Here is a 22523-nt window from a genome sequence, read left to right on the forward strand (position 1 = left end):
GATGCTCAGTCTTTCTGTTCAAGGCCGGCGATGGCGGCCAGCACTTCGGTCACGATGATCTCCTTGCGGACATCGCGGGATTCGATGGTCAGATCCGCTTCCGCATAGATCGGATACCGTTTCTCCATCAGGGCCGCCAGCGTGGCCTTGGGGTTTTCGGTCTTGAGAAGCGGGCGATGATCACGCTTGTTGACCCTTTCCCACAAAACCTCGATATCGGCCTTCAGCCACAGCGACACACTGCCGCGCGTGATGTGCCGGCGGGTATTGTCGTTGATGAAAGCGCCGCCGCCGGTAGAAATGACCTTGGGGCCACCGCGCAGCAGCCGCTTGACGACCCGCGTTTCCAGCGCCCGGAACTCCTCCTCGCCATAGGTGGCGAAAAGTTCGGCTATCGTCATGCGGGAAACACGCTCAATTTCGACATCCGTGTCGATGAAGGAGACCTTGAGCTGCTGGGCGACCATGCGACCGATCGCGGACTTTCCAGCCCCCATCAGTCCGACAAAGACGACGTTGCGCCCGGCGAGCTTGGCCCGCGCTTGCTCCCCGAGTGTGACCGGGACAGATAAATTCTTTTCATTCATAAAATTGAAAGCCCGTTTGGCATGGATATCTGCAAATGTTTACGAAGCGTCAAGCCAAATTGCTGACTGAATTGCGTTGAATCACATTCATCGCCGCATGCAGCAGCGGCGGACTACCGCTTTTTGATCTTGTCGCCGCTTTCGCTGCACCGCATATACATTCAGACTGCCACCCTCACGGAGCCGCCATGCCAACCCTCTTCCGCTTCACGATGATACTGGCAACCATCGCGGGGCTGATCTATGGCGGCATGGTGCTGCTGGTCATGTTCGTCAAGCCCAATGATCGCGAGGTGACGGTGCGCATTCCTTCCGAGCGGCTGAACCCGCCGTCGGCGGAGCCGGCAAGGCGCACCCCATGAGTAGCAAAGAGATGAGCGGGCGGGACGGCGCGCGGCTCGAAAGTTTTCTGGAAATGATGAGCGCCGAACGGGGTGCCGCCGCCAATACGCTCTCTTCTTACGAACGCGACCTTTCCGATCTGCGTGAATTTCTCGGTGGCCGAGGCCAGTCCTTGATGGAAGCCGCCACGGCAGACCTGTCGGCCTATCTGACCCATCTTTCCACTCAGGGCTTTGCAGCCACGTCGCAGGCAAGACGCCTGTCTTCCATGCGGCAATTCTACCGGTTCCTATATTCTGAAGGACTTCGCGGCGACGACCCGACCGGTACCATTGATGCGCCCAAGAAGGGCCTCACCCTGCCCAAGACGATGAGCGTCGCGGACGTGACAAAACTTCTTGGCATCGCTGCTGAAGAGGCCGCCTTAACCGGCCCCGGCCAGCTTGCCCGCATCCGCATGCATCTCCTGCTCGAACTTCTCTACGCGACCGGTATGCGCGTCAGCGAACTCGTTTCGCTGCCGGTCAAGGTTTTGCGCCAGGAGGGACGCTTCCTGATGATCCGCGGCAAGGGCAACAAGGACCGCATGGTGCTGCTGTCTCGCGCGGCCATCGACGCGATGGACAAATACGACGCGGCCAGGAAGTCGCTCGTACCTGAGAAAAGCAGGACGCCCGCGTCCCCCAAAAAGGCTGACAGTCCGGAAAGTCCGTGGCTGTTTCCTTCAAACAGCAAGGAAGGGCATCTGCCGCGACAGGTTTTCGCCCGCGACCTGAAGGACATTGCCATTCGAGCTGGCCTCAATCCCTCGGCGGTGTCACCGCATGTCCTGCGCCACGCCTTTGCCAGCCACCTTCTGCAGAACGGCGCCGACCTGCGCGCCGTGCAGGAACTGCTCGGCCATTCCGACATTTCCACGACACAAATCTATACACATGTGCTGGAAGAACGCCTGCAAGAGCTGGTACAAACACATCACCCCCTTGCCAAACAGGGCAAAAACCTTGATTAGAGCGACCGGAACCGCCGGATAATCCGGCTCAAACCTTGCGCAAAACGATCGGAAACGGATCTCATGCACAATTATCTCGACTTCGAAAAACCTATCTCGGACCTTGAAGGCAAGATCATCGAGCTGAAGAAGCTTGCCGATGAAGACGAGAGCATAGACACCTCGGAGGAGATCAATCGCCTGGAATCACGCGTCAATGACGCGATGCAGGACATCTATTCCAAGCTGAACGCCTGGCAGAAAACGCAGGTCGCGCGCCATCCGCAGCGCCCGCATTTCGTCGATTACGCCAAGGCGCTGTTCACGGATTTCACGCCGCTTGCAGGCGATCGCAAATTTTCCGAAGACGCTGCCATTCAGGCAGGCCTTGCCCGCTTTAATGGCCAGCCCGTCGCCATTATCGGCCAGGAAAAGGGCAATGACACCAAAAGCCGCCTGAAGCACAATTTCGGCAGCCCGCGTCCGGAAGGTTACCGCAAGGCGATCCGCGTGCTGGAACTGGCTGACCGCTTCTCGCTGCCGGTCGTGACCCTCATCGATACCGCTGGTGCCTATCCCGGTGTCGGCGCAGAAGAGCGCGGTCAGGCAGAAGCCATCGCCCGCTCGACGGAAATGTGCCTCAACGTCAAGGTGCCGATCGTCTCCGTCGTCATCGGCGAAGGCGGATCGGGCGGCGCAATCGCGATCGCCACGGGCAACCGCGTCTACATGCTCGAACATGCGATCTATTCGGTGATTTCGCCGGAAGGTGCCGCTTCCATTCTCTGGCGCGATTCGACCCGTGCCAAGGAGGCCGCGACCAACATGAAAATCACCTCGGAAGATCTGAAGTCGCTTGGCGTCATCGACGGCATCATTCCCGAGCCGATGGGCGGCGCGCATCGTGATCCGGCGGCCGTGATTGGTGCCACCGGCGACGTTATCGCCAAGGCGCTCGCCGATCTTTCGCAGCGCTCGGGCACGCAGCTGCGCGCCGAACGCCGCCAGAAATTCCTGGATATCGGCAGAAACCTTTAGAGCGTTTCCAGTAAAAGTGCGCAGCGGTTTACGTCCGGAAATGCGCAAAAAGAGGGAGTTAGATTTTTTGGTGGATCGAAAAGAAGCCAAAACAATCTAGCTCCAGCCTTATTTTCCTTGAATCTCGCCCCAACTCGGCCATAGTCCGGTCACATCAACAGATGTATCGGCGGCCGCAGGGGCGGGTCCGATTTGAGTTAAGAAGATGTAAACGGTTAATACCGTATTTAAAATACACGCGGGACGGTGTAGAACTCCGTCGCCCGTGCCATCGTCTTTCGGATCAGATCATGCGTTTGACACATTTTGCACTTCTTGCCTGCACCGCGCTCATTCTCAGCGGCTGCAACGATACGCTCGAAACCGTCGAACGCGACGTCTCCCACGTTAAAAACAAGGTTGATTACCCGCTTTCTCCGTCCATTCTTGCCGAGATCGACAAGAAGAACATGGATCGCACCTCGCCAATCATGATCCGCATCTTCAAGGAAGAAGGCGCGTTGGAAATCTGGAAGGCCAAGCGCGACAACCGCTTCGACAAGATTGCCGAATACCAGATTTGCGCCTGGTCCGGCAAACTCGGCCCCAAGGTGAAAGAGGGCGACCGGCAGGCGCCGGAAGGTTTCTACAACCTGACGCCCGCGCACCTCAATCCCAACTCTAAATATTACCTCGCCATCAACACCGGCTTTCCGAACCGCTACGATGCCGCCAACGGCCGCAACGGCACCAACCTGATGATCCATGGCGCCTGCTCGTCCTCCGGCTGCTATTCGATGACGGACGCGCAGATCCTTGAAATCTACGGTTTCGCCCGCGACGCCTTCAAGGGTGGCCAGAAGACCGTTCAGCTGCAGGCCTTTCCCTTCCGCATGACCGCGGAAAACATGGCCCGCCACCGCCAGAGCGAACATCTCGATTTCTGGAAGATGCTGAAGGTCGGTTACGACAATTTCGAAGTCACGAAACGCCCGCCGGAAGTGAATGTCTGCGAGAAGAAATATGTCTTCAACCAGCAGACCGAAGGCGGCACGTTCAACGCATCTGCGCAATGCCCGGCCATGAGCACGCCGCCGGCACTGGTGAGCGCGCTTTCGAGCTACGAAAAGACCTATGATCTCGCCTATGAAAAGGCGATGAAGAAATATGACGGCATGGCCTGGTACGACCCGAGCGAGGCGGAGCGCAAGGCGCTGGTTGCCGAAAAGCGCAAGGGCCGCGAACCCGCTTATGCTCCGACCGGCTCGGCGCTGAAGGCCGGCAAGCTGATGAAGGAAACGGAATATGCCGCACTGATGGAGAAGAAGGCGCAGCAGGTGACCTCGTCTTCGCCGGCGACCACCGCAACCGCGTCTTCTCTGCGGACGCCGCATCCTTCGGCGACCCAGCCCTCAGCTCCGCAATCGAACCCTGCCCCGGCGGCCCCGACAATGGTTGCCACTGCTACGCCTGCGGCTTCGGGGCCCGGTCAGAACGGAACTGCCGCCCAGGTCCCTGTGCCGACCATGAACCCGCTCGCTTTTTCCGCAGCACCGCCAGCGGAAGCGCCGGAAAAGAAGCCGTTCTGGAAGTTCTGGGCCAAGGAATGACCGACACGGCTGACATAGTTTTCGACTTGAGGGGGCTTAAATGCCCCCTTCCGGTTTTAAGAAGCCGTAAAAAACTCTCTGGCCTGCAGGCGGGCGATGTTCTTGTTGTAGAGACGACCGACCCGCTGGCGGTTATCGATATTGCCCATATGTGCAACCAGGATGGGCATAGCCTGGTTGAAACTACGACGTTGACCAAAGGACACCGATTCAGGATCGTGAAGGGAGCGTAATTACCCTCGCTGCCGAGAATACTCCACTCGATCTCCCCCTTGAGTGTGAGATACTCGACAAGGTAAAGGGTGCCCTGCCCACAGGTTTCAACCACAGTTTTGCGACCTAAAACCTTAACCCCGAAACCGCCAGCGGATTGTCCGTCATCGCCTGCCTGTCCGGACGGTCGATGCCCGGCGTGCCGGTGAACGCAGCAAACAGGTCCTGCACGAACGCCTCCGGCAAATCCTTGGTAATCAGCACCATGCGCGTGCGCTGGTCAGATGGGTCCGGCCATGCCGCGAGGCGCTCGGGTGTGTGGAAAATGTTCTGTACCCCGTGCAGCACAAGGGGTCGGTCCGGATTGTCCGACAGCTTGACGACGGCCTTCATCCGCAACAACTTTTCCCCATGCGCCGAACGCAGCAAGTCCACGAACATGTCGATTGCCATCGGGGCTATCGGCTGGTCGTGAATGATCGAGAAGGAACGGATCGACGCGTCGTGCCGGTTCACATCGTGGTGGTGATGGTGGCCATCGTGGTCGCCATGATGGTGGTGGTCATGATCGTGGTCGTGGTCGTGGTCGTGGTGATCGTGTTCCGCCTCTTCCCCCAGCCAGCGGCCGACATCGGCATTTTTGCTGCCGGGATCGTAAAGACCGTTATCCAGCAGTGCGGTAGCACTCCAATCCGCCCGATCACCATCCTCGATCGTCGCGCGCGGGTTTAGCGCCTGAAGGCGGGCCGTCAGCGTGGAAATTGTGGAAGCATCAGCAAGCGCGCGCTTCGTCATCACCAGCCGGTCGGCCACCGCCGCCTGCTTCACCGCTTCCTCGTGATTATCGAGTGTGGACAGGCCGTTCACGGCATCCACAACCGTAATGATGCCGTTCAGAACGAAATTCTGCGCAATCACTGGGTTGCCCATGACAGACTGCATGACGGGAGCGGGATCAGCAAGACCGGTGGTTTCGATCACGACCCGCTTCACCGGCTTCAGCTTGCCGGTCTGGATGCCGTCCATCAGTTCCGCCAGAGTATCCACCAGCTCGCCGCGAACGGTGCAGCAAAGGCAGCCTTCCGCCAGTTCGATGATGCCCTCGCCTGCACTTTCAACCAGCATATGGTCGATGCTGACATCGCCGAATTCATTGATGATGATCGCGGCGTCGCTCATATCGGGGTCTTTGAGAAGCCGGTTGAGCAGCGTCGATTTTCCGGCGCCGAGAAATCCGGTGATGATGGAAACCGGTATGCGATCGCGAGACATGTCTTGCCTGTATGTTGATGGCCGCTCCGGCAGATCGTTGGACGAGATTAGATCCGGAACCGCGCAATAATCACAAAAAATCGCCCGGGGCCTGAAGGCCACGAGCGACACTGTAATATCATAACAAACCGAAGCTGCGAATACAGATTCCGCGCAGCGTTCAGGCTTCGCGCGCGCCCTCATCCATAAAGAGTGCGGTTAGGCGAAATCAGAATGTCGGACGCGGGATCGGAATCGGCACGTTGGCCACTTGTCCCTTGGCGCTCGCACCCTTGGCGGTGTTGACCGCCACCGTCTCACTGCCGGGAATGAGACCCGCGAAAGAATATTCCGGCGGACGGGTCATTTCCGTAACGTAGGGCGAATGGATGACCATGCGGCCGGTCTCGTCGCGGCTTTCGCTGCGCACCTTGGCTGCCTTCGGATTGCAGATTTCGGCACTGACGTCGTTTACCTCGGCGGTATCGCCATAGGGTGCCAGCGAGGCGAGTGAAACGCCTTGGCCCGAGGGCGCCGTCAGTCCCATCTGCAGCAGATCAGCGGACTGGTCGGTTCGCCCGGCAAGGCTATCTGCCCCCAGCACCACAGTTATGACCGAACGGCCGTTGCGCACGGCGGAGGACACCTGGTTGAAACCGGATGCACAGATAAAGCCGGTCTTCATGCCATCTGCGCCATCAAAGCGGCCAACAAGCATATTGAAGTTGGCGTAGTCCTTCTTGCCGGTGGTGACACCTTCCAGCGAGAAATAATGGGCATATTCCGGGAATTCCCGCTTGATGATCAACGCCAGAAGCGCAAGGTCACGCGCCGTCGTATATTGGCCCTTGCCGGGCAGGCCGTTGGCGTTGATGTAACGGGTGGAGCTCATGCCCAGCCGCTGCGCCTGCGCATTCATCTGCGCCACGAAATTATCGCTGGTGCCGCCGATGGTTTCGGCAATCGCCACGGCGATATCATTGGCGGATTTGATGAGCAGCAGCTTCAGTGCGCTGTCCATCGTCAGCTTCTGGCCGGGCTTGAAATACATTTTCGAGGCCGGCTGGTCGGCGGCCTTCTTGCTCATCACCACTTCCGTCTGCGGGCTGAGCTTGCCGGCCTTCATCTGCGAAAAGGCGATATAGGCGGTCATCAGCTTGGTCAGCGAGGCCGGATACCACTTGCGGAACGCTTCCTGGTGGGAAATCACCTTGCCGGTTTTGACATCGACCACCATTTTCGGATTGGCATTCGCCACGGGTGCAGCGGCAACAAGGCCGGCGGTCATGATGGCAATGGCTGCGGAGAGCCGTCGGGCAGCGTTTGGCGATTTAAGATTCTGTGGCAAGGCTTATCCTCGAATTCCCGTCTTCAGTCAGGGAATGGCAATATTCACCATATATGTCCTAGCAATGGCAAAGTACATTGATTACGTCAATTATGCGGCGCACTATCCACCGCGGAGGATAGGCTTTTACGCCATGCCGCACCGATGAACCCAGGAATGAACGAATGCCGATTTTGAACAGAGCCGCCGAACTTCAGCAGGAAGTCAGCGAATGGCGGCGTCACCTGCATGAAAATCCCGAGATTTTATATGATGTCGACAACACCGCAGCTTTCGTTGCGGACAAGCTGAAATCTTTCGGCGTTGACGAAATCGTGACCGGTCTTGGCCGCACGGGCGTGGTCGGCATCATCAGAGGCAATATTCCGGGCAATCGCACCATCGGCTTTAGGGCGGATATGGATGCTCTTCCCATCCTTGAGGAAACCGGCAAACCCTGGGCTTCCAAAACCGCAGGCGCCATGCATGCCTGCGGCCACGACGGCCACACCGCCATGCTACTTGGCGCCGCCAAATATCTCGCGGAAACCCGCAATTTCGCCGGGTCCATCGCGGTCATCTTCCAGCCCGCCGAAGAAGGCGGTGCGGGTGCTCTCGCCATGGTCGAGGACGGCCTGATGGAGCGGTTCGGCATCGATGAGGTCTACGGCATGCACAATATGCCGGGTATTCCGCTCGGCTCGTTCGCCATCCGCAAGGGCGGCATCATGGCGGCACCGGACAAGTTCTCGATCACGGTCAAAGGTCGTGGCGGCCATGCAGCCCAGCCGCACCGCACGATCGACCCGATCACGATCGGCGCACAGATCGTCGGCAATCTGCAGATGATCGCCTCGCGCAATGCCGATCCGATCCGATCCGTGGTCGTGTCCGTCACCCGCTTTCATGCCGGCTCCAGCCACAACATCATTCCCAACGACGCGTTGATTGCCGGCACGGTTCGTAGTCTGGACGAGACGGTGCGTGATCTCGCGCAGGATCGCATAAAGCAGATGGCGGAAGGCATAGCGCTAGCAAATGGAGCGGAAGCCGAGGTCGTCTATGAGCGTTATTGCCCGGTGACCTTCAACCATGCGGACGAGACCGACCACGCCATCCGCGTCGCCCGCGATGTGGCTGGTGAAAAGAACGTCGACCCCGATGTCGACCCTTCCATGGCGGGCGAGGATTTTTCCTTCATGTTGAAGGAAAGGCCGGGTGCCTTCATCTTCATCGGCAACGGCGATTCGGCCGGCCTTCACAACCCTGGATACGATTTCAACGACGACGCCATCGCCTACGGCATTTCCTATTGGGTGAAACTTGCCGAGCAACGCCTGACGAACTGACTGCCGGGACGCAAAGAAAGCAGAGGAACAGGTCGACCGCGATAAAGAACGCGGTTGATCCGCCGGCTACGGCAGGTTAAAGAGCAATTCAGTGTCCACGTAGCTCAGCAGGATAGAGCACAGGATTCCTAAGACAAATTGGGGGTTGCGCCCAGAAACGACGCAATCGATCTGCTCAAAGTCGGGGAAAGCTTCGCTGGTCTTCCAGCATGCCAATCCCGAGCCAAGCTCCGGAGAAATCCGGTGAAGGTGTAGAGACTGGATGGGCAGCACCTAAAAGCCGAAAGGCTCACGGTGAAGGGACAGTCCAGACCACGAACGTCCTATCCAATGGAGATGGGCGGCGGCTAAAGCCGAAGTGGTATGAATCCTGGGGTCGGAGGTTCGAATCCTCTCGTGGACACCATTTTCCTGTAAATTCAGTTTAAAACAATAATATAAAAAAGAGCGGAATGTCGTGACCCGCTTCACTGCTCGCCATGCGGCTCTAGTCCTAGACAAACATAATAGCTGTCCCGTTTCGCTCAGCGTGCACACCGGCATATTCGAACGGCGAAGCATCGATTGGTCACGTTCGTTTTACCAATTAGCTCCGGTCTTTTGCGCGTTTGATCGCAAACACATCTCGTGCATCCACAAACAGCACCTATCTAAGATGCTCACACCCGATGAAGGAGACAGAATGATCAACGAATATGGCCCATACGTACAGATGGGAACGCTTGCAGAGCAGATGGCCACCCGATACCGGATGGACCCAAATCTCGCACTGGAACCGCACCTGTTGCACTATATGGAAGAAGTCGAGGTAAATATCGCTGCCGATAGCTTCGATCATGTTGGGTTCATGCACAAGATCCGCAGCCGGCTGGAAATGACACTGGCGAAGACCGTCGACCCTCGATGCCGAGAATTCCTGCATGCAGTTGTGGCCGCACTTCAGGAGCGTATCGATCGTCATTCACTCGACGTTGCGTGATCGCCGTTCCTCCTTCCACTTTGCATCAGGTCTCTGCAAATGAACTTCTATGACGCGGGCAAGAAGCTGCCTGCGACGCGGCGTTCAGCAGCGTGGTGCGCAAGCCGTCAAAAATTCACTCGATGAAAACGCGCACGCTCGAAGCGCGGCCATCGGCGTCGATCACGGTCAGCGTTGAAAACCCCTGCCCTTCCGGTCGCCATTCGCTGTTGCGGCGGAGCGAAGCATCCGGGAGAGGCCTGCCGTTGGCGAGCCAGCGGAAGGGCGCGCGGCCGCCTTGCAGCTTCAGCACTAGCGGCGAAATGCCTGACTGGCTGGAGAGCTCCACCCTAGCCCCTTCCGGTGGATAGACGATGCGCGGCGCGCTTTCGCGCCTTGAGGCCGAAAGCAGGCCGCTTGCGGTCAATGTGAAACGCCGCTGGTTGGCGGGAAGGTCGCTCACGGCCACCCGCGCGACGCCAGAAGGTGCAGCAGGCATTGGCGTGATCGCCACGCCGGATTTCTCGAAAGCCTCGAAGAGGATCGGGGCTGCCGTCGCATAACCGGCAATGCCCGGGACGGCGCCGTTATCGGCACGACCGACCCAGACGCCGATGACATGCCGCCCGTCATAACCTACCGACCAGGCATCACGGTAACCGTAGCTGGTGCCGGTCTTGTAGGCGATGCCGCGCTGCTTCATGCCGAGTGGCGGCAGCACACCGGACAGGATGTCGGAGACGTTCCAGATCGCAGCGTCGGCAAACAGCCGATCTCCGGCAAGCCGTTGCGGCGCGGAGCGCACACCGTCCCCCAGCCGCACAGGGTCGCCGCCGCCGGCAAGGCCCGCATAAAGCTGCACCAGATCAACCAGCGAAATACCAGCACCTCCTAGCGCAATGGCGAGCCCCGGCGCCTCGGTGGTGGGAAGCACGAGCTTCACGCCCGCGCGGCGGAAACGCACCATCAGCGCAGACGGGCTGACAGCATCCAGAAGCTTTACGGCGGGCACATTGAGCGACAGTTGCAGTGCCTGCCTGATGCTGACATCACCCTGATAGTGCATGTCGAAATTACGCGGGCGGTAACCGGAAAAATCCGCCGGGCGATCCTCGATGATAGTTTCCTGCCCGATGAGACCATTTTCAAAGGCAAGGCCATAGATGAACGGCTTGAGGGTGGAGCCCGGCGAGCGCACGGCGCGGCTCATCTCCACGAAACCGCGCCTTGCAGTATCGAGATAATCAGCCGAACCAACTTCAGCCAGAATATCACCGGTCTGCGCGTCGGCCATGACGATGGCGACTGAGACCTTTTCTGTCAGCTTTTCCGCTGCATGGCGGGCAACGGCTTCTAGTTCCCGCTGGATCGGCAATCTGAGCGTCGAGTGCGCCTCGGTGGCATTGGCAAACTTCACGCGTGCGGCAGCCGCCATGTGCGGTGCATAGGCCGGCAGATCGCGCCGGTTGGCGGGAACGGCTGCAAGGGTCGCCCGCTCTGCTTCGCCTTCACCTACCACGCGTTCCACGGCAAGGCGCTGCAAAACCCTCTCCCGCGCCTGCCTTGCCGCATCCGGAAAGCGGTCCGGTCGGCGTTTCTCCGGCAATTGCGGCAGCGCAACCAGAAGAGCCGCCTCCGCCGTGTCGAGCCGGGCGGGCTCCTTGCCAAACCAGGCGAGGCTTGCGGCACGAACACCCTCAAGATTGCCGCCATAAGGCGCGATATTCAGATAAAGATCGAGGATTTCCGCCTTGTCGAGCCGTCTTTCGATCTGGAGCGCGCGCAATCCCTGCAGAAACTTCGCCGAAAACGACCGGTCGGTGCGCGGTTCGATCAGCCGCGCCACCTGCATGGAAAGCGTCGAGGCGCCGGAGACGATCCGGCCGTTGCTTGCCAATTGCCAGGCGGAGCGCAGCAGCGCCCACGGGTCAATGCCGTGATGGTTGTAAAAACGCTGGTCCTCATAAGCGATCAGCATGCGCAGGAACTGCGGATCGACTTCTGCAGCGCTGGTTTTCAGCCGCCAGCGGCCATCAGGTGTCGCAAATGCGCGCAGCAACCGCCCGTCTTTATCCAGCACCTCGAAGGACCGCTGCTGCGCAGCCTCCAGCGGTGGTGGATAGGCCTTGTCCAGCGCATCGAGACCGAAGGCCGCACCGCCTACAAGCAGAGCGGCCGACACGATGCCGACGATGATCGCCTTTTTTCGCCTCATGGGGTTGCCGAACGCACCTCCATGCGGCCCGTTGCCGTGCGGGCGGAAAATTGCGGCCGGTACATATCCTCGACCGAGGCCGCCGGATGATCATAAGTGCCTGGGGTGACGGCCCGGACCACATAGGCCAGCGTGATTTCCGAACTGTCGCCAGCCGTGCGGTCGAAGGCCGCAACGAACCGGTCGTAGCGGAATTCGGTATGCGCAGCTTCGGTTTCCGGCAACCAGTCGAAATTCGAAAGGGCGGCAGAATTGACGAGGCTCGGATTGTCGATCTCAAAACCGGAAGGCAGAAGGTCAGTCACGAGAATGCGTGCTTGCCAGTCATTTTTAGGCGTGACATTCAGCACCGCCACATAACGCTCGTTCTGCACCACCTCGCTCGCGTTCACCTCCTCGCCATCCATGGAATAATAGGTACGGGTAATGGTGAAGCCCTCGCCACCGGCGGCAAGCGGTTGTGCCGGGGGCGCGACCGTGGTGACCACCGCCGTGACCGGATCAGCCGACGCGTTGGCGATCTTCAAGGGTGCCGCCAGCAATTCGTCGCCGCTCATCCGCTTGCCGAAACCACCGGTCTGCAAATCGCCGTTCACATCAAGACGGATATCCTTGTCCTCACCTTTGACGGCGCGGGCGGCAAGCAGCATCCATGCCTGTTCCTGGGTGCTGGTATAGGGTTTCTTTTCCCATTCCTTCGCCACGGCACCTGCAAGTTGCGGCACGACGGCAGGAACCGGACGGCTTTCCGCCGCAAGCGCCAGCGTCGCTGCGCCATCACGCAGGGCGGAACCGTAATCCGCCCTTGCGAAGCTAACCTTGGTGGCACGGCTCGCCATATCGAGCGAGGCACCGAACACAGTCTTCGCGCGTGCCTGATCTCCATAAAGCGAAAGGGCTGCGGCAACCTGCGCCTTGGCAAGCGGTGTGGGGAAATCGGCAAGCGCCGTATCCGCATAATATCTGAGATCGTTGATCGCCGCCTTGCGGTTGCGCGCCAGAACGTAAAGCGAATAGGCGATCTCGTTGCCGCGATCCTTGACGTTGCTATCGTAGGAAAGACCGTTTTGCAGGTTGCTCAAAGCCTGCACCATCGCCTGTTCGGGAACATCGTAACCCTGCTCGCGCGCACGGGTCAGGAAGTCGCTGATATAGGCATCCAGCCACAGATCTCCGTAACCGGGAGACCAGAGGCCGAAACTGCCGGAACTCGACTGGAAGGACAGCACCCGGTAGATCGCCTCCTGCACGCGGCGGCGGGTATCCGGGTCCTCGGCAATGCCGCTATCCTTGGTCATTTCCGAGAGATAAAGCAGCGGCAACGCGCGGCTCGTCGTCTGCTCGGCGCAGCCGTAAGGATATTTGTCGAGCATCATCACCAGCGCCGGAATATCGAAGGCTGGCGAGCGTGTGACGTTGACGGCGACGGACGAACCGAGAAGCATGCTATCGGCCAGAAGGTCGCCATTTATCGTCAGGCTGCTATTGGGCGCGATCTTGATTTCACGCCGCGTCGTGACCGGCAGAACGGCTGGACGCACGGGAACATTCAATACCTGCTCCAGCGAAAGACCGGCAGCATTGGAGACCTTGATGATGATTGCGCCATTGCCCGGCTGTTCGCCTGTCAACGGCACGGTCAGCGACGACTTGCCGCCCTTTTGCAGTGCCAGGGTCTGCGACATCTCACCCTGATCGACCGTAAGTGCCGTGTTGCTGGTCACATCCAGCCGGTAGTCGCCGGCCTCACCATCGGTATTGGCGATATCGAGCCGCAATTGCGAGACATCGCCGGGCGCGAGGAACTTCGGTGCACTGGCCGTCACCACCACGGGATCTCGAATGACGGCATCGGAGACCGCATGTCCCACGCCAGTCTTCGTCCAGGCGACAGCCATGATGCGGGCCGTGCCGTTGAACTGAGGAATATCGAAGCTCACCGTCGCCTTGCCGTCTGCGTCAAGTTCGACAGGTCCCGAGAAGAAGGCCACGAGCTTTTCGGTGGGCGGGCTGCCCTGCAGTGCTGCGCCCCCGCCATCACCGCCCGTTCTCAGGCGACCGGTGGCGCCAAGCGAGCCGTCGATCAGGCGGCCATAGAGGTCGCGGATTTCCAGCCCCAGCCGTCGCTGACCGAAATACCATTCATCCGGCTTCGGCGGTTCATAGCGGGTGAGGTTCAATATGCCGACATCCACAGCCGCGACGATGACATAGGCCTTTTCGCCCACGCCCGCGCCGGCGACACTGATCGGAATTTCAAGCGGCTGACGCGGCAGCGTCTTCTGCGGCGCGCCTAGCGTTACCGCAAGCTTGCGCTCGGCGGGATCGACGGCAAGCCACTTGATGCCTATGGCGCGCATCGGCATGCGGCTTTCCTGCGCATCGCCCGGACGGAACAGCGTGGCCGTCACATACGCCCCCGCGCCCCATTCCTCGGTAACGGGAATGTCGATCTCGCCGCCATCCTCACCGATCTCAGCATTCTGCACGGAAATCAGCTTTTCCGAACCTGACGTGACCATCAGCTGACCGGCAAAACGCGACGATACCTTGAGTTTTGCGGTATCGCCGATCTTGTAGTTTTGTTTGTCCAGCGCGATTTCCAGCGCATCCGGCGTCTCTGTCGAGCTTGCCTCGACGTAGAAACCAGCATCGAATTCGACGCTCGAAACCGGTGCGCCATTGCCGGCACCTTCCACTTCCAGCCTGTAGCGGCCCCAGGTGACAGGCACGGAAATCTCACCGCCATTGGCGTCGACGGAAACCGTGCCGGTTTCGGTCTGTTTGGTATATTCCACCGGTTCGTACCGCCAGGAGTTACCCTGACGATACCATTGATAGTTTCGCTCTACCTTGATGAGCTTCCAGCTGAGGCCACTCATCGCCTGTTTCGCGCCATCAGCTGTCACGCCGATAATGTGGAAACGGCCAACGGAATTCTGGGCGAGATCACCCGAAAACTGCGGTTTGATGCCGATGACAGGTGCTTGCGCCTTCACCGGCAGCGTCAGAGATCGTTCGACGGCGCGGCCACCGGCCTCGCGCATCCGAACGGTGATGTTGGCGGAAAGCAGCTGCGTGGTGGAAGGCAAATCCGTCAGATCGACATTGAAGCTTGCCTTGCCTTCTTCGTCCAGAGCCGGAAGATCGGCAAGCGCGGTGCGATTTTCCTCTTCGCTTTCCTCATCCGCTAGACCGAAGAAATAACCCTCGAAGTCGGTACTCGTCCGGGTCGGCTTGACGGCGACCTCACCTTCCAGCGTCAGGCCAGCTGCGGGCGCGCCGTAGAGATAACGGCCATCGACGTCGATTGCCGTTTCCGCGCCCGGCTCGATCTGTTTCACCTTGCTGGAGAGATCAAATTCGGTGCGATCAGGCACGAAATCATCGACCAGAAAGCTCTTTTCGCTGATCGCAGCCGTTTTCGGATCGGTATGAATGCGCAGCGTCCAGGTGCCGCGCATGGCATTCGCCTGCAAGGGCAGATCGACCGCATGGCCACCGAGCGCCTTGCCGTCGCTCACGAAACGCCGGTCCTCGACGCCATCAGGGCGCGAGAAGATGAAGGTTAGCGGCAGATCCTCGATCGCCTTGCCGTCAACATCACGGGCCAGCGCTGCCGCGTGCACGGTCTCGCCGGCGCGGTAGATGCCGCGCTCTGTCCAGCTGAACACGTCGATGGCGCCGGGGGCCGCGCGCCCAGTCACGCCACGGTCGGAAAGATCGAAACCGGCGCGCGTCATGTCCAGAAAGACGTAGTCCTTGTCGCCGTTGCGCGCTGTGAGGATGGCTGGCGCCTGCGCCGCTGTGCCACGCATCAGGCCTGCCGAAAATACTGCCCTGCCGTCTGCATCCGTCTTTGCCGTGCCGAGCACTTCGTTGTTCTTGGCGAGCAATTGCAAATCCACCCCGCCAAGCGGTGCGGCGCTGCCGAGTGAGCGCACGAATACGTTCAGGCCATCGGTGCCGGCATAGGTGGTGATGCCCGTATCGGAAACGAGGAACCACTGTGTGGCGCGCGAATCCCATGTCTCCGGTGCGGTGCCGGGCGGTACGGCGGTCAGCACATAGATGCCGGGCTTCCGCTCTGGCAAGGCTTCGTCCACCGGAAAGCTCGTCACTACATCCTTGTTGAGGTCCGGCTGAATGTCTATCGAACCTTGCCAGACCAGCTCGCCGATCTCGTTTTCAATACGGTCGGCGTTGTAACCGTCCATCTGCGTCAAAAACTGCGAGTTTGCCAAGACCGACGTGATGTTACGGTCGCCAATACGGTAAAGCTTCAGATCGGCCTTCTCGGCATTGACCGAAACGATGGGAATGCCGCGCCGCGCCGTGCCCGGCAGCACGAAGTTCTCGCCGGTGAAGCGGACGCTCGCTGCACGGTCACGCACGTAGATATCGAGATCGACCTGCTTTTCCAGCGGTTCTTCCACCAAGGACGGCAGGCCGGCGCGGAACGCAATCTTGTAACGCTGACCATGGGTCAGCCCCTCGACGCAAATCTCACTGCCCTTCGCCTCGATCGCCTTGGGTGCAGCACCATCCAATGTGACGAAAGAGGAATAATCGACACCGTTCTTCACCAGCGGTTCGGAAAACTGCACGCATGCGCGCGGGCTGACACTATCCGTATCAATCGTATTGTTGACGACGCGGAATCCCTGGCGCGTGCGCAGATCGGCATAGGCCGCCTTCGTCTGCGCATTATCGGAAAGTGTGAGGCTCTCCTTATAGGCATTAAGCGCCGCGCGATAATTCTGGGTCTTTTCGAAAGCCTGGGCCAGCCGGTTCAACGCCTCGGTGCGGGCACTGACCGTGCGGCTCAACTGATAGGCATTGATGGCAGCGGAAGCGGCCTGGCCGGCAATCGCGTAATTGTCGGTAACCTGCGCCGCCCTTTGCGAAAATTCGGCCCAGAGAGCACCGTCATCGGGCGAAATCGCAAGAGCCGCCTTGTAGGTTTCGATCGCGTCGGCTGCCGCCTGCTGCCTTGCCGTTTGCAGCAGGTTCTCCAGTCCCTGGCTCTCCTGCTCCGCGCTTGCCGCAAGGCCCGATTTCAGCCGGCGCGCTTCCTGCTGCAGGCTATCAGTCACGAAAGAAAGACGCTGCGGTGCACCGATATCGGCTTCAGCGACAACCTGCACGATCTTGCCGGCGACGGCACCTGGGAAGGCATTGAGCTGATTGAAATCCGATTTAAGGAAACACCATTGCACCTTGGGATTGTAGGTGAACGCCTTGCAGGCGGTATCGCCGACGCAAATCTCGCCGCACTGCTCAAGCGAGACATTCTGCTCGGTTCTGAGATCGAACCCGAAATAATCGCCATTTTTGGTGGTAACCACCTTGCGGGAAGGTTCCGCCGCCACAGCTGGAATAAAAGTAATGGCGGTTGAGACCGCAATCAACGAGATCCGGACGAGCGCGCGCAACGACATCAGTTTTCTCCCCGCAACAGACATGTCGGGCGGGACTCTGGTCAAATCCACGCACGGTTGTCAACGCATCATCGTCAATTTGCGACGTGACACTGTGGAGAGAGCGGCAGGCAGGGCTAACGCTAGTCTTCTAATTTGCGCGCTTCGGAAATCAGCATGATCGGCACCCCGTCGCGGATCGGGTAGGCGAGCCCTGCGCTTTCTGACACAAGCTCGTTGCGGGCGCGATCGTAGGAAAGACGTCCCTTCGTCAAGGGGCAGACCAGCAGCTCAAGCAGCTTGGGATCGGCATTGCTCATCCTGTCGTCCATGGCGGCGATCCTACTGCAGCACAGTACCGGCCTCGCCCGAGCCCTGGGCAAGAACGATCTCGGTGATGGCGATCAATGTTTCGGCCCGCGTCCTCAGGTCAGGCGCTTCCAGCAGCGCCTGCTTTTCGGCGGGACCAAAGGGAGACATCATGGAAAGCGAATTGACGAGGACACGATTGCCTGCGCGCTCCACGCTTTCCCAATCAGCTTCCAGCTGGTTCGCATCCAGAAACGCACGGAATACCCGCAGCAGATTTTCGCGGTCCACAGCGTCCTCATCATACTCGCCGGAAAGATCGGCGATGAAGGGCGCGTGCCGGAAACTGCGATAGGGTTTGCCCACATCGACCTCTTCCAGCAGGCGGAAGCGGCAGATGCCGGTGAGCGAAATGACATAACGCCCATCCCCGGTTTCCGAAAAGGAAGTGATGCGACCAAGACATCCGACAGCGCTCAAAGGACCACCATCATGCCCCCCCTCAATGACGTGAAGGGCCGGCTGCACCATGCCGATGACCCGGTGGCCGGCCAGTGCCATATCGATCATGGCGAGGTATCTAGGCTCGAAGACATTGAGCGGCAGGTGGCCTTCCGGCAAAAGCAACGCGCCCGACAATGGAAATACCGGCACAGTTTCCGGCAAATCATTGTTCTTCACATATCTCGCATTTCCGACATGCATGGGATCAAGCCCCCTGTTCACCGCTGCCCGGCCGGCGGATCAACCGCCATGGCCGGGATATGCCCGCATTACGAAAACAAGATCGCCGAAAGCTTCCGGCGCCCGGCCACACTTGCCGGATCCTTGAAGCCCCAGGCCTCGAAAAACTCCAGAAGCTGGCGGCGCGCGCCGTCATCATCAAAGGTTCTGTCCTTGCGCATGACATAGAGCAGATGATCCGCTGCCTCATCCCGCCGCCCTTGAGCATTGAGGACCTTGGCAAGCTTCACACGAGCCTCGTAATTATCGGGATCGAGCGCGAGATCACGTTCCAGCGCCACCGGGTCGCCAATCTTGCGGGCTTCTTCATATTGCGCGATCTTTTTCGAGACTAGCTGAATGCCAGCATCTGCGGCCACTTCCGCCGGCAGGGACGAGAGGAGTTCGCTTGCCCGTTCATATTGTCCAACGGCAATCATGCATTCGGCAATACCAGCGATTGCGGCGGCGTTTTCGGGATCGGCCTGCATAACCGCGCCGAACAATTGTGCCGCGCCATTATGATCGCCATCCGCCAGAAGCTGCTTTGCCTCTGCCAGAACCGCTTCGATCTCAGCCTTCGGATCACCCGCATCAGGTCCGGCGATCTTGTCGATGAACTGCTTGATCTGGCTTTCCGGTACCGCGCCCATGAAGCCATCCACCGGCCTGCCATCCAGGAAAGCGACGATAGCGGGAATGGACTGGATGCCGAGTTGTCCTGGAATAGACGGGTGATCGTCGATATTCAGTTTCACAAGCTTCACGCGGCCATTCGCCTCGTTTACTGCCTTTTCGAGAACCGGCGTCAGCTGCTTGCATGGGCCGCACCACGGTGCCCAGAAATCCACCAGAACCGGCTGGTGGCGCGATTCCTCGAGAACATCCTTGGAGAAGGCCGCCGTTGTGGTGTCCTTGATGTGTCCGGAAGACGCGCCGTTCAGCTCCCCGCTATATTGTGCGTTGCCGGACATCTGCCCGCCATAGGAACTGCCGTAAGGATTGTTCGTGCCGCTCATGCCGGTCTCCCGTAATCTCTGTCGTATTGTCTTGGTTGAAGCAAAGATCGTATCTCACTCGCTGACTTTCAAGACAAGCGGCGTGTGGCCGGTCGCCTCCAGGAAGCGAATGAGGTCTTTGTTTCCTATCGTCGTCGTCTGGTCGTTGGAAAGCGGGTGACCGTTGATAAGCTCGTTTTCCAGAAGATCGCTGTCGAGTACGAAGGTGACCTGCCCACCCGTGTCGTTGATGGCGCCGAAAACCGTGACAGATCCCGGCACGACACCCAGATATTCAAGCATTTTTTCCGGCCTGCCGAAGGATACGCGGCTTGCCGCGCCAATCGTCTTGTGAACGCTTTTCAGATCGACGACCGCGTTCTCCTCAACGGTCAGAACGAAATATTGATCCTTCTTGTCCTTCACAAAAAGGTTCTTCGTGTGGCCGCCCGGAATTAGATCACGCAATGACTGGGATTCGGCAACGGTGTAGACCGGCTCATGCTGTTTTGTCTTATGCTCGATGCCGAGCCCGTCCAGAAACGCGAACAAGTCCGCTGCCGTCTTCGGAGAATTTTCCGCCATATCCTGCCGCCTGCCTTTGCCGATTCCGATATCCTCTCCGTCATGATTAAGGGGGCAACCGCGGCTTGGCAACGCGTGAAAAAGCGACGGCGCGAAAATTCCCAATCATTTCCGCCGCTTGTCGCATTTCTCAAAGAAATTTTCGCGTTTTTGTCATTTCCCTGTTGCATTCCAAAATCGATTGAGCGATATAGCGCCCGTCGCCGCATTGCGGTGGCCCACGGTTCAGCGTACTACCCCGGACCGATGGATTTGAGCGGGTGTAGCTCAGGGGTAGAGCACAACCTTGCCAAGGTTGGGGTCGAGGGTTCAAATCCCTTCGCCCGCTCCAAAATTTCCCAGGACACAGTTACTTGCGTTATTTCGATTGCTTGTGAAGACACCGCTCCTGCTCTGTCGGCTTGTCGTGCATGATTTTTATCGGGCGACATGTAATCAGGCGGAACTTATGGCGAGGATATCCGTTCTTGACGCGAGGCTCCTAACCTCAGTTCCCCTCTGAATTGCCCGCCGCGAGCGGGCATTTTTTTGTCACCCCGTGAAAATACCATTTGGCACAGGGAACAGCTTCCGGGCGCATCGCGTTTTCCTGCGTTGTTCAAAGCGAGGGGATAGCTCATGTCGATAAATCTCAGACGAACTTATGCGGTTGCCGTATTTGCCGTCCTGTCCATCCCGGCTGCTTCTTTCGCTGCCGACATGATCACTTACGGAAGGGAAACGGCCCCGAAATACAAAGTGCACCATCATCCACGTGCCGTTGCAAATGTGTATGCTGCCGGCGCGCCCTTACGCTGCAACGAGAATATCGTGTCTTACCGCTCCCCTTACGAGCGGCATACGGAAGTGGTTACTCTCTGCCATCCGCCGCTAAACTGGCAAACAGAGTCTTCTACCGCAACAATATGGTCGCCTTGATCTTGTCATAATTCATTTGATGTGCTTTTGTTCGCTCGCCCTTGTGGGAGGGGGTAAAGGTTGAGACCCGCTGGCTGTTTCGATACGGCAAGCGGGTTTCCCTTTTTTTGGCGTCCGGCCAGCCACAGGTAGTGCGAGTGTACTTTGTCACCACTTACTGGAATCTCTGGGAATATCCGGGAATATGTGGGAACTGGCGAGAAAGCCTTATAAATCAGGGGCTTTCGCAGGAACTGACGATCACCAATCAAAACCGAGTTTGACAGACCTGCGCCGTGATCTGCGAACCGCTGTGGCAAAATCCGCGAAAACTCGAACGGTCCTCAACAACTCTTCAAGAATAGCTATAGCGGCCTTTTAAGACCCTTCAAAGCCCGGAAAACCGGCCTTTTGAAAATCTCGGCGGACTAAGCTGCCGCACTCAAACAGACATCAAAGAGCGCCCACTTTCCAATTCTAAGATGGAAGAAGCTGCCATGTTCGTCTGAAATGACAAATAACCTAGCAAAATCAACGCCGAAGCGAAAAAAGCCGCCCTCCAGAAGATGGAAGGCGGCTTTTTGCATTACCTGACCAGGCCAAATCGGGCGGGGCGTTCCGTTAAGCTCGCTCTCCAGTCACCATTGAAGCCGAAGGATGGTGCGATAACCGGCTCCGAAAACCAGAAATCCGTAAACGCTGCGATATCTGGCTCGCAAAACCAGTGAGCCTCGCCAGTGGCATCGATCGCCCACCAGCGGGCGTTTTTCGGGGCAATCTTCCAATCAACATCCACCATCTCAATTCTCCGCTCCGCGAATGGAACAACAACGAACTTATCAGTTGGCGCCATACCCTTTTACCTCACTTTTGGCGTTACCAATGTTCTTATTTTGTTCTCATTGAGAAATGAGTCAATGCCACCTTTAAGAGAATCTCGAATTATGCTCGACGAAGAAGAGAGAGCACTTGGCCGATCACGGAAAGATCATCTGCAATGTCTTCGCTGATGACTTCGGTGGGATAGCCGTTCTGCTCGTTGTCGGATCGCAGTTCAAGCGAACCGTCCATGCGCCAGTTTGCCCGCTTTACCTTGATGCCGGGGCCAACGCGGAAAACAAAAACCTCATCATCGACGATGTCGGTCTTGCTCTGATCGACGATCATGAATGCGCCGTCTGGAATGGTGGGCAACATGCTTTCGCCCTTCGCCTCAAGCATAATGCAGCTTTCGGGTTTCGCCCCGATGCTTTGGAGAAAAGCTCGGCTGAACGCCACCTCATTGTGGGAGCTGTCGTCCTTGGGGATCAAGCCTGAGCCAGCGGCGGCTTGAACATCGTAGCGCGGAATTTTCACCATATCCACGCCTTCAGTTATCGTCGCCGATTCAGAAAACATGTCACCTTGCCCGGTGACAATCCATAGGACACTGGCTCCGAAATTCTGTCGGTAGGCATCAAGGATCGATGCGGTAGGTTCTGTTTCCCCGCGCTCATATGAAGCCAGCGTATTTTTACTGACGCCGAGTTGCTCGGCGAACAAATCTCTTTCGGGATCGCCGAGCCTACGCCGCAAGTCTCGCAGACGCTCCGCGAGCGGCGTTTTCGGTTTCGCTTCAGGTCTAGCCAATAATTTCCCAGTTAAACCAATAATCCAGTTTACAAAACCGAATTTCTGGTTTAATCCTTTCTGTGTTCGCAGAATTAATAACCCCAAAAAAGGAGGCCGGTC

General features: G+C 58.4%; 18 protein-coding genes and 1 tRNA gene. 8 read left to right on the top strand and 11 right to left on the bottom strand.

All coding sequences use genetic code 11. The features are described 5' to 3' along the window. Positions 1 to 5 precede the first annotated feature (5 nt). Positions 6 to 587 carry a shikimate kinase gene (locus FB593_RS11470; protein ID WP_003511357.1) on the bottom strand — a complete coding sequence of 194 codons (582 nt, stop codon included), beginning with the start codon at positions 585 to 587 and terminating at the stop codon, positions 6 to 8. 188 nt (positions 588 to 775) lie between these two features. On the opposite strand from FB593_RS11470, the gene FB593_RS11480 reads away from it, so the two are divergent. The 5 genes from FB593_RS11480 to FB593_RS11500 all read left to right on the top strand — a co-directional run bounded on the left by FB593_RS11480 (position 776) and on the right by FB593_RS11500 (position 4780). Further along, positions 776 to 949: a hypothetical protein gene (locus FB593_RS11480; protein ID WP_003511358.1), complete on the top strand. Its 174-nt coding sequence runs from the start codon at positions 776 to 778 to the stop codon at positions 947 to 949. An 11-nt stretch (positions 950 to 960) separates the two neighbouring features. Next, positions 961 to 1941, top strand: coding sequence for a site-specific tyrosine recombinase XerD (locus FB593_RS11485; RefSeq protein WP_410171195.1), 981 nt, complete (start codon positions 961 to 963; stop codon positions 1939 to 1941). 63 nt (positions 1942 to 2004) lie between these two features. Continuing rightward, complete coding sequence (locus FB593_RS11490; RefSeq protein WP_003511360.1) at positions 2005 to 2958, top strand: acetyl-CoA carboxylase carboxyltransferase subunit alpha; 954 nt, start codon at positions 2005 to 2007, stop codon at positions 2956 to 2958. 290 nt (positions 2959 to 3248) lie between these two features. After that, entirely contained in the window at positions 3249 to 4547 is a 1299-nt protein-coding gene (locus FB593_RS11495; protein WP_065687918.1) for a L,D-transpeptidase family protein, read from the top strand. Further along, a complete protein-coding gene (locus tag FB593_RS11500; RefSeq protein WP_025595404.1) occupies positions 4544 to 4780 on the top strand; it encodes a sulfurtransferase TusA family protein in 237 nt (78 codons plus the stop codon). Before FB593_RS11495 ends, FB593_RS11500 begins: the two co-directional genes overlap by 4 nt. 106 nt (positions 4781 to 4886) lie before the next feature. On the opposite strand, the gene FB593_RS11505 is transcribed toward FB593_RS11500, so the two are convergent. Both FB593_RS11505 and FB593_RS11510 read right to left on the bottom strand, forming a co-directional pair. Next, on the bottom strand, positions 4887 to 6032 hold the full coding sequence (locus FB593_RS11505; RefSeq protein WP_145166575.1) for a CobW family GTP-binding protein: 1146 nt from the start codon (positions 6030 to 6032) through the stop codon (positions 4887 to 4889). A 208-nt stretch (positions 6033 to 6240) separates the two neighbouring features. After that, a complete protein-coding gene (locus tag FB593_RS11510; protein WP_046205618.1) occupies positions 6241 to 7299 on the bottom strand; it encodes a D-alanyl-D-alanine carboxypeptidase family protein in 1059 nt (352 codons plus the stop codon). Positions 7300 to 7523: 224 nt separating this feature from the next. On the opposite strand from FB593_RS11510, the gene FB593_RS11515 reads away from it, so the two are divergent. Together FB593_RS11515 and FB593_RS11520 are read left to right on the top strand one after the other, a co-directional pair. Then, positions 7524 to 8687: a M20 aminoacylase family protein gene (locus tag FB593_RS11515; protein WP_025595401.1), complete on the top strand. Its 1164-nt coding sequence runs from the start codon at positions 7524 to 7526 to the stop codon at positions 8685 to 8687. A 682-nt stretch (positions 8688 to 9369) separates the two neighbouring features. Next, positions 9370 to 9666 carry a hypothetical protein gene (locus tag FB593_RS11520; protein ID WP_065687920.1) on the top strand — a complete coding sequence of 99 codons (297 nt, stop codon included), beginning with the start codon at positions 9370 to 9372 and terminating at the stop codon, positions 9664 to 9666. A 115-nt stretch (positions 9667 to 9781) separates the two neighbouring features. Here FB593_RS11520 and pbpC read toward each other — a convergent pair whose 3' ends face one another. The 6 genes from pbpC to FB593_RS11550 form a co-directional block, all read right to left on the bottom strand. Further along, on the bottom strand, positions 9782 to 11860 hold the full coding sequence (gene pbpC / locus FB593_RS11525) for a penicillin-binding protein 1C (protein ID WP_065687921.1): 2079 nt from the start codon (positions 11858 to 11860) through the stop codon (positions 9782 to 9784). Further along, positions 11857 to 17301, bottom strand: coding sequence for an alpha-2-macroglobulin family protein (locus tag FB593_RS11530; RefSeq protein WP_145166576.1), 5445 nt, complete (start codon positions 17299 to 17301; stop codon positions 11857 to 11859). The genes pbpC and FB593_RS11530 overlap by 4 nt, the downstream gene beginning before the upstream one ends. Positions 17302 to 17423: 122 nt before the next feature. Next, a complete protein-coding gene (locus tag FB593_RS11535) occupies positions 17424 to 17612 on the bottom strand; it encodes a Trm112 family protein (protein ID WP_003511371.1) in 189 nt (62 codons plus the stop codon). Between the two features lie 10 nt (positions 17613 to 17622). Next, positions 17623 to 18294 (bottom strand): LON peptidase substrate-binding domain-containing protein, encoded by a 672-nt coding sequence (locus FB593_RS11540; protein WP_003511372.1) that lies wholly within the window; start codon positions 18292 to 18294, stop codon positions 17623 to 17625. A 68-nt stretch (positions 18295 to 18362) separates the two neighbouring features. Continuing rightward, positions 18363 to 19331 (bottom strand): thioredoxin, encoded by a 969-nt coding sequence (trxA, locus tag FB593_RS11545; protein ID WP_003511373.1) that lies wholly within the window; start codon positions 19329 to 19331, stop codon positions 18363 to 18365. Between the two features lie 54 nt (positions 19332 to 19385). Then, positions 19386 to 19895 carry a prolyl-tRNA synthetase associated domain-containing protein gene (locus tag FB593_RS11550; protein ID WP_013761810.1) on the bottom strand — a complete coding sequence of 170 codons (510 nt, stop codon included), beginning with the start codon at positions 19893 to 19895 and terminating at the stop codon, positions 19386 to 19388. A 256-nt stretch (positions 19896 to 20151) separates the two neighbouring features. Between FB593_RS11550 and FB593_RS11555 the strand changes: the two genes are divergently transcribed. Continuing rightward, positions 20152 to 20226: transfer RNA gene (locus tag FB593_RS11555), tRNA-Gly, on the top strand. A gap of 1152 nt (positions 20227 to 21378) precedes the next feature. Here the strand turns inward: FB593_RS11555 and FB593_RS11560 are convergent. Together FB593_RS11560 and FB593_RS11565 are read right to left on the bottom strand one after the other, a co-directional pair. Next, a complete protein-coding gene (locus FB593_RS11560) occupies positions 21379 to 21645 on the bottom strand; it encodes a hypothetical protein (RefSeq protein ID WP_321186273.1) in 267 nt (88 codons plus the stop codon). A gap of 89 nt (positions 21646 to 21734) precedes the next feature. Further along, positions 21735 to 22508 carry a LexA family transcriptional regulator gene (locus tag FB593_RS11565; protein WP_321186274.1) on the bottom strand — a complete coding sequence of 258 codons (774 nt, stop codon included), beginning with the start codon at positions 22506 to 22508 and terminating at the stop codon, positions 21735 to 21737. Between the last annotated feature and the right edge of the window lie 15 nt (positions 22509 to 22523).

This window comes from Rhizobium sp. SJZ105 (genome assembly GCF_007828365.1).
GTDB classification, from domain to species: domain Bacteria; phylum Pseudomonadota; class Alphaproteobacteria; order Rhizobiales; family Rhizobiaceae; genus Agrobacterium; species Agrobacterium tumefaciens.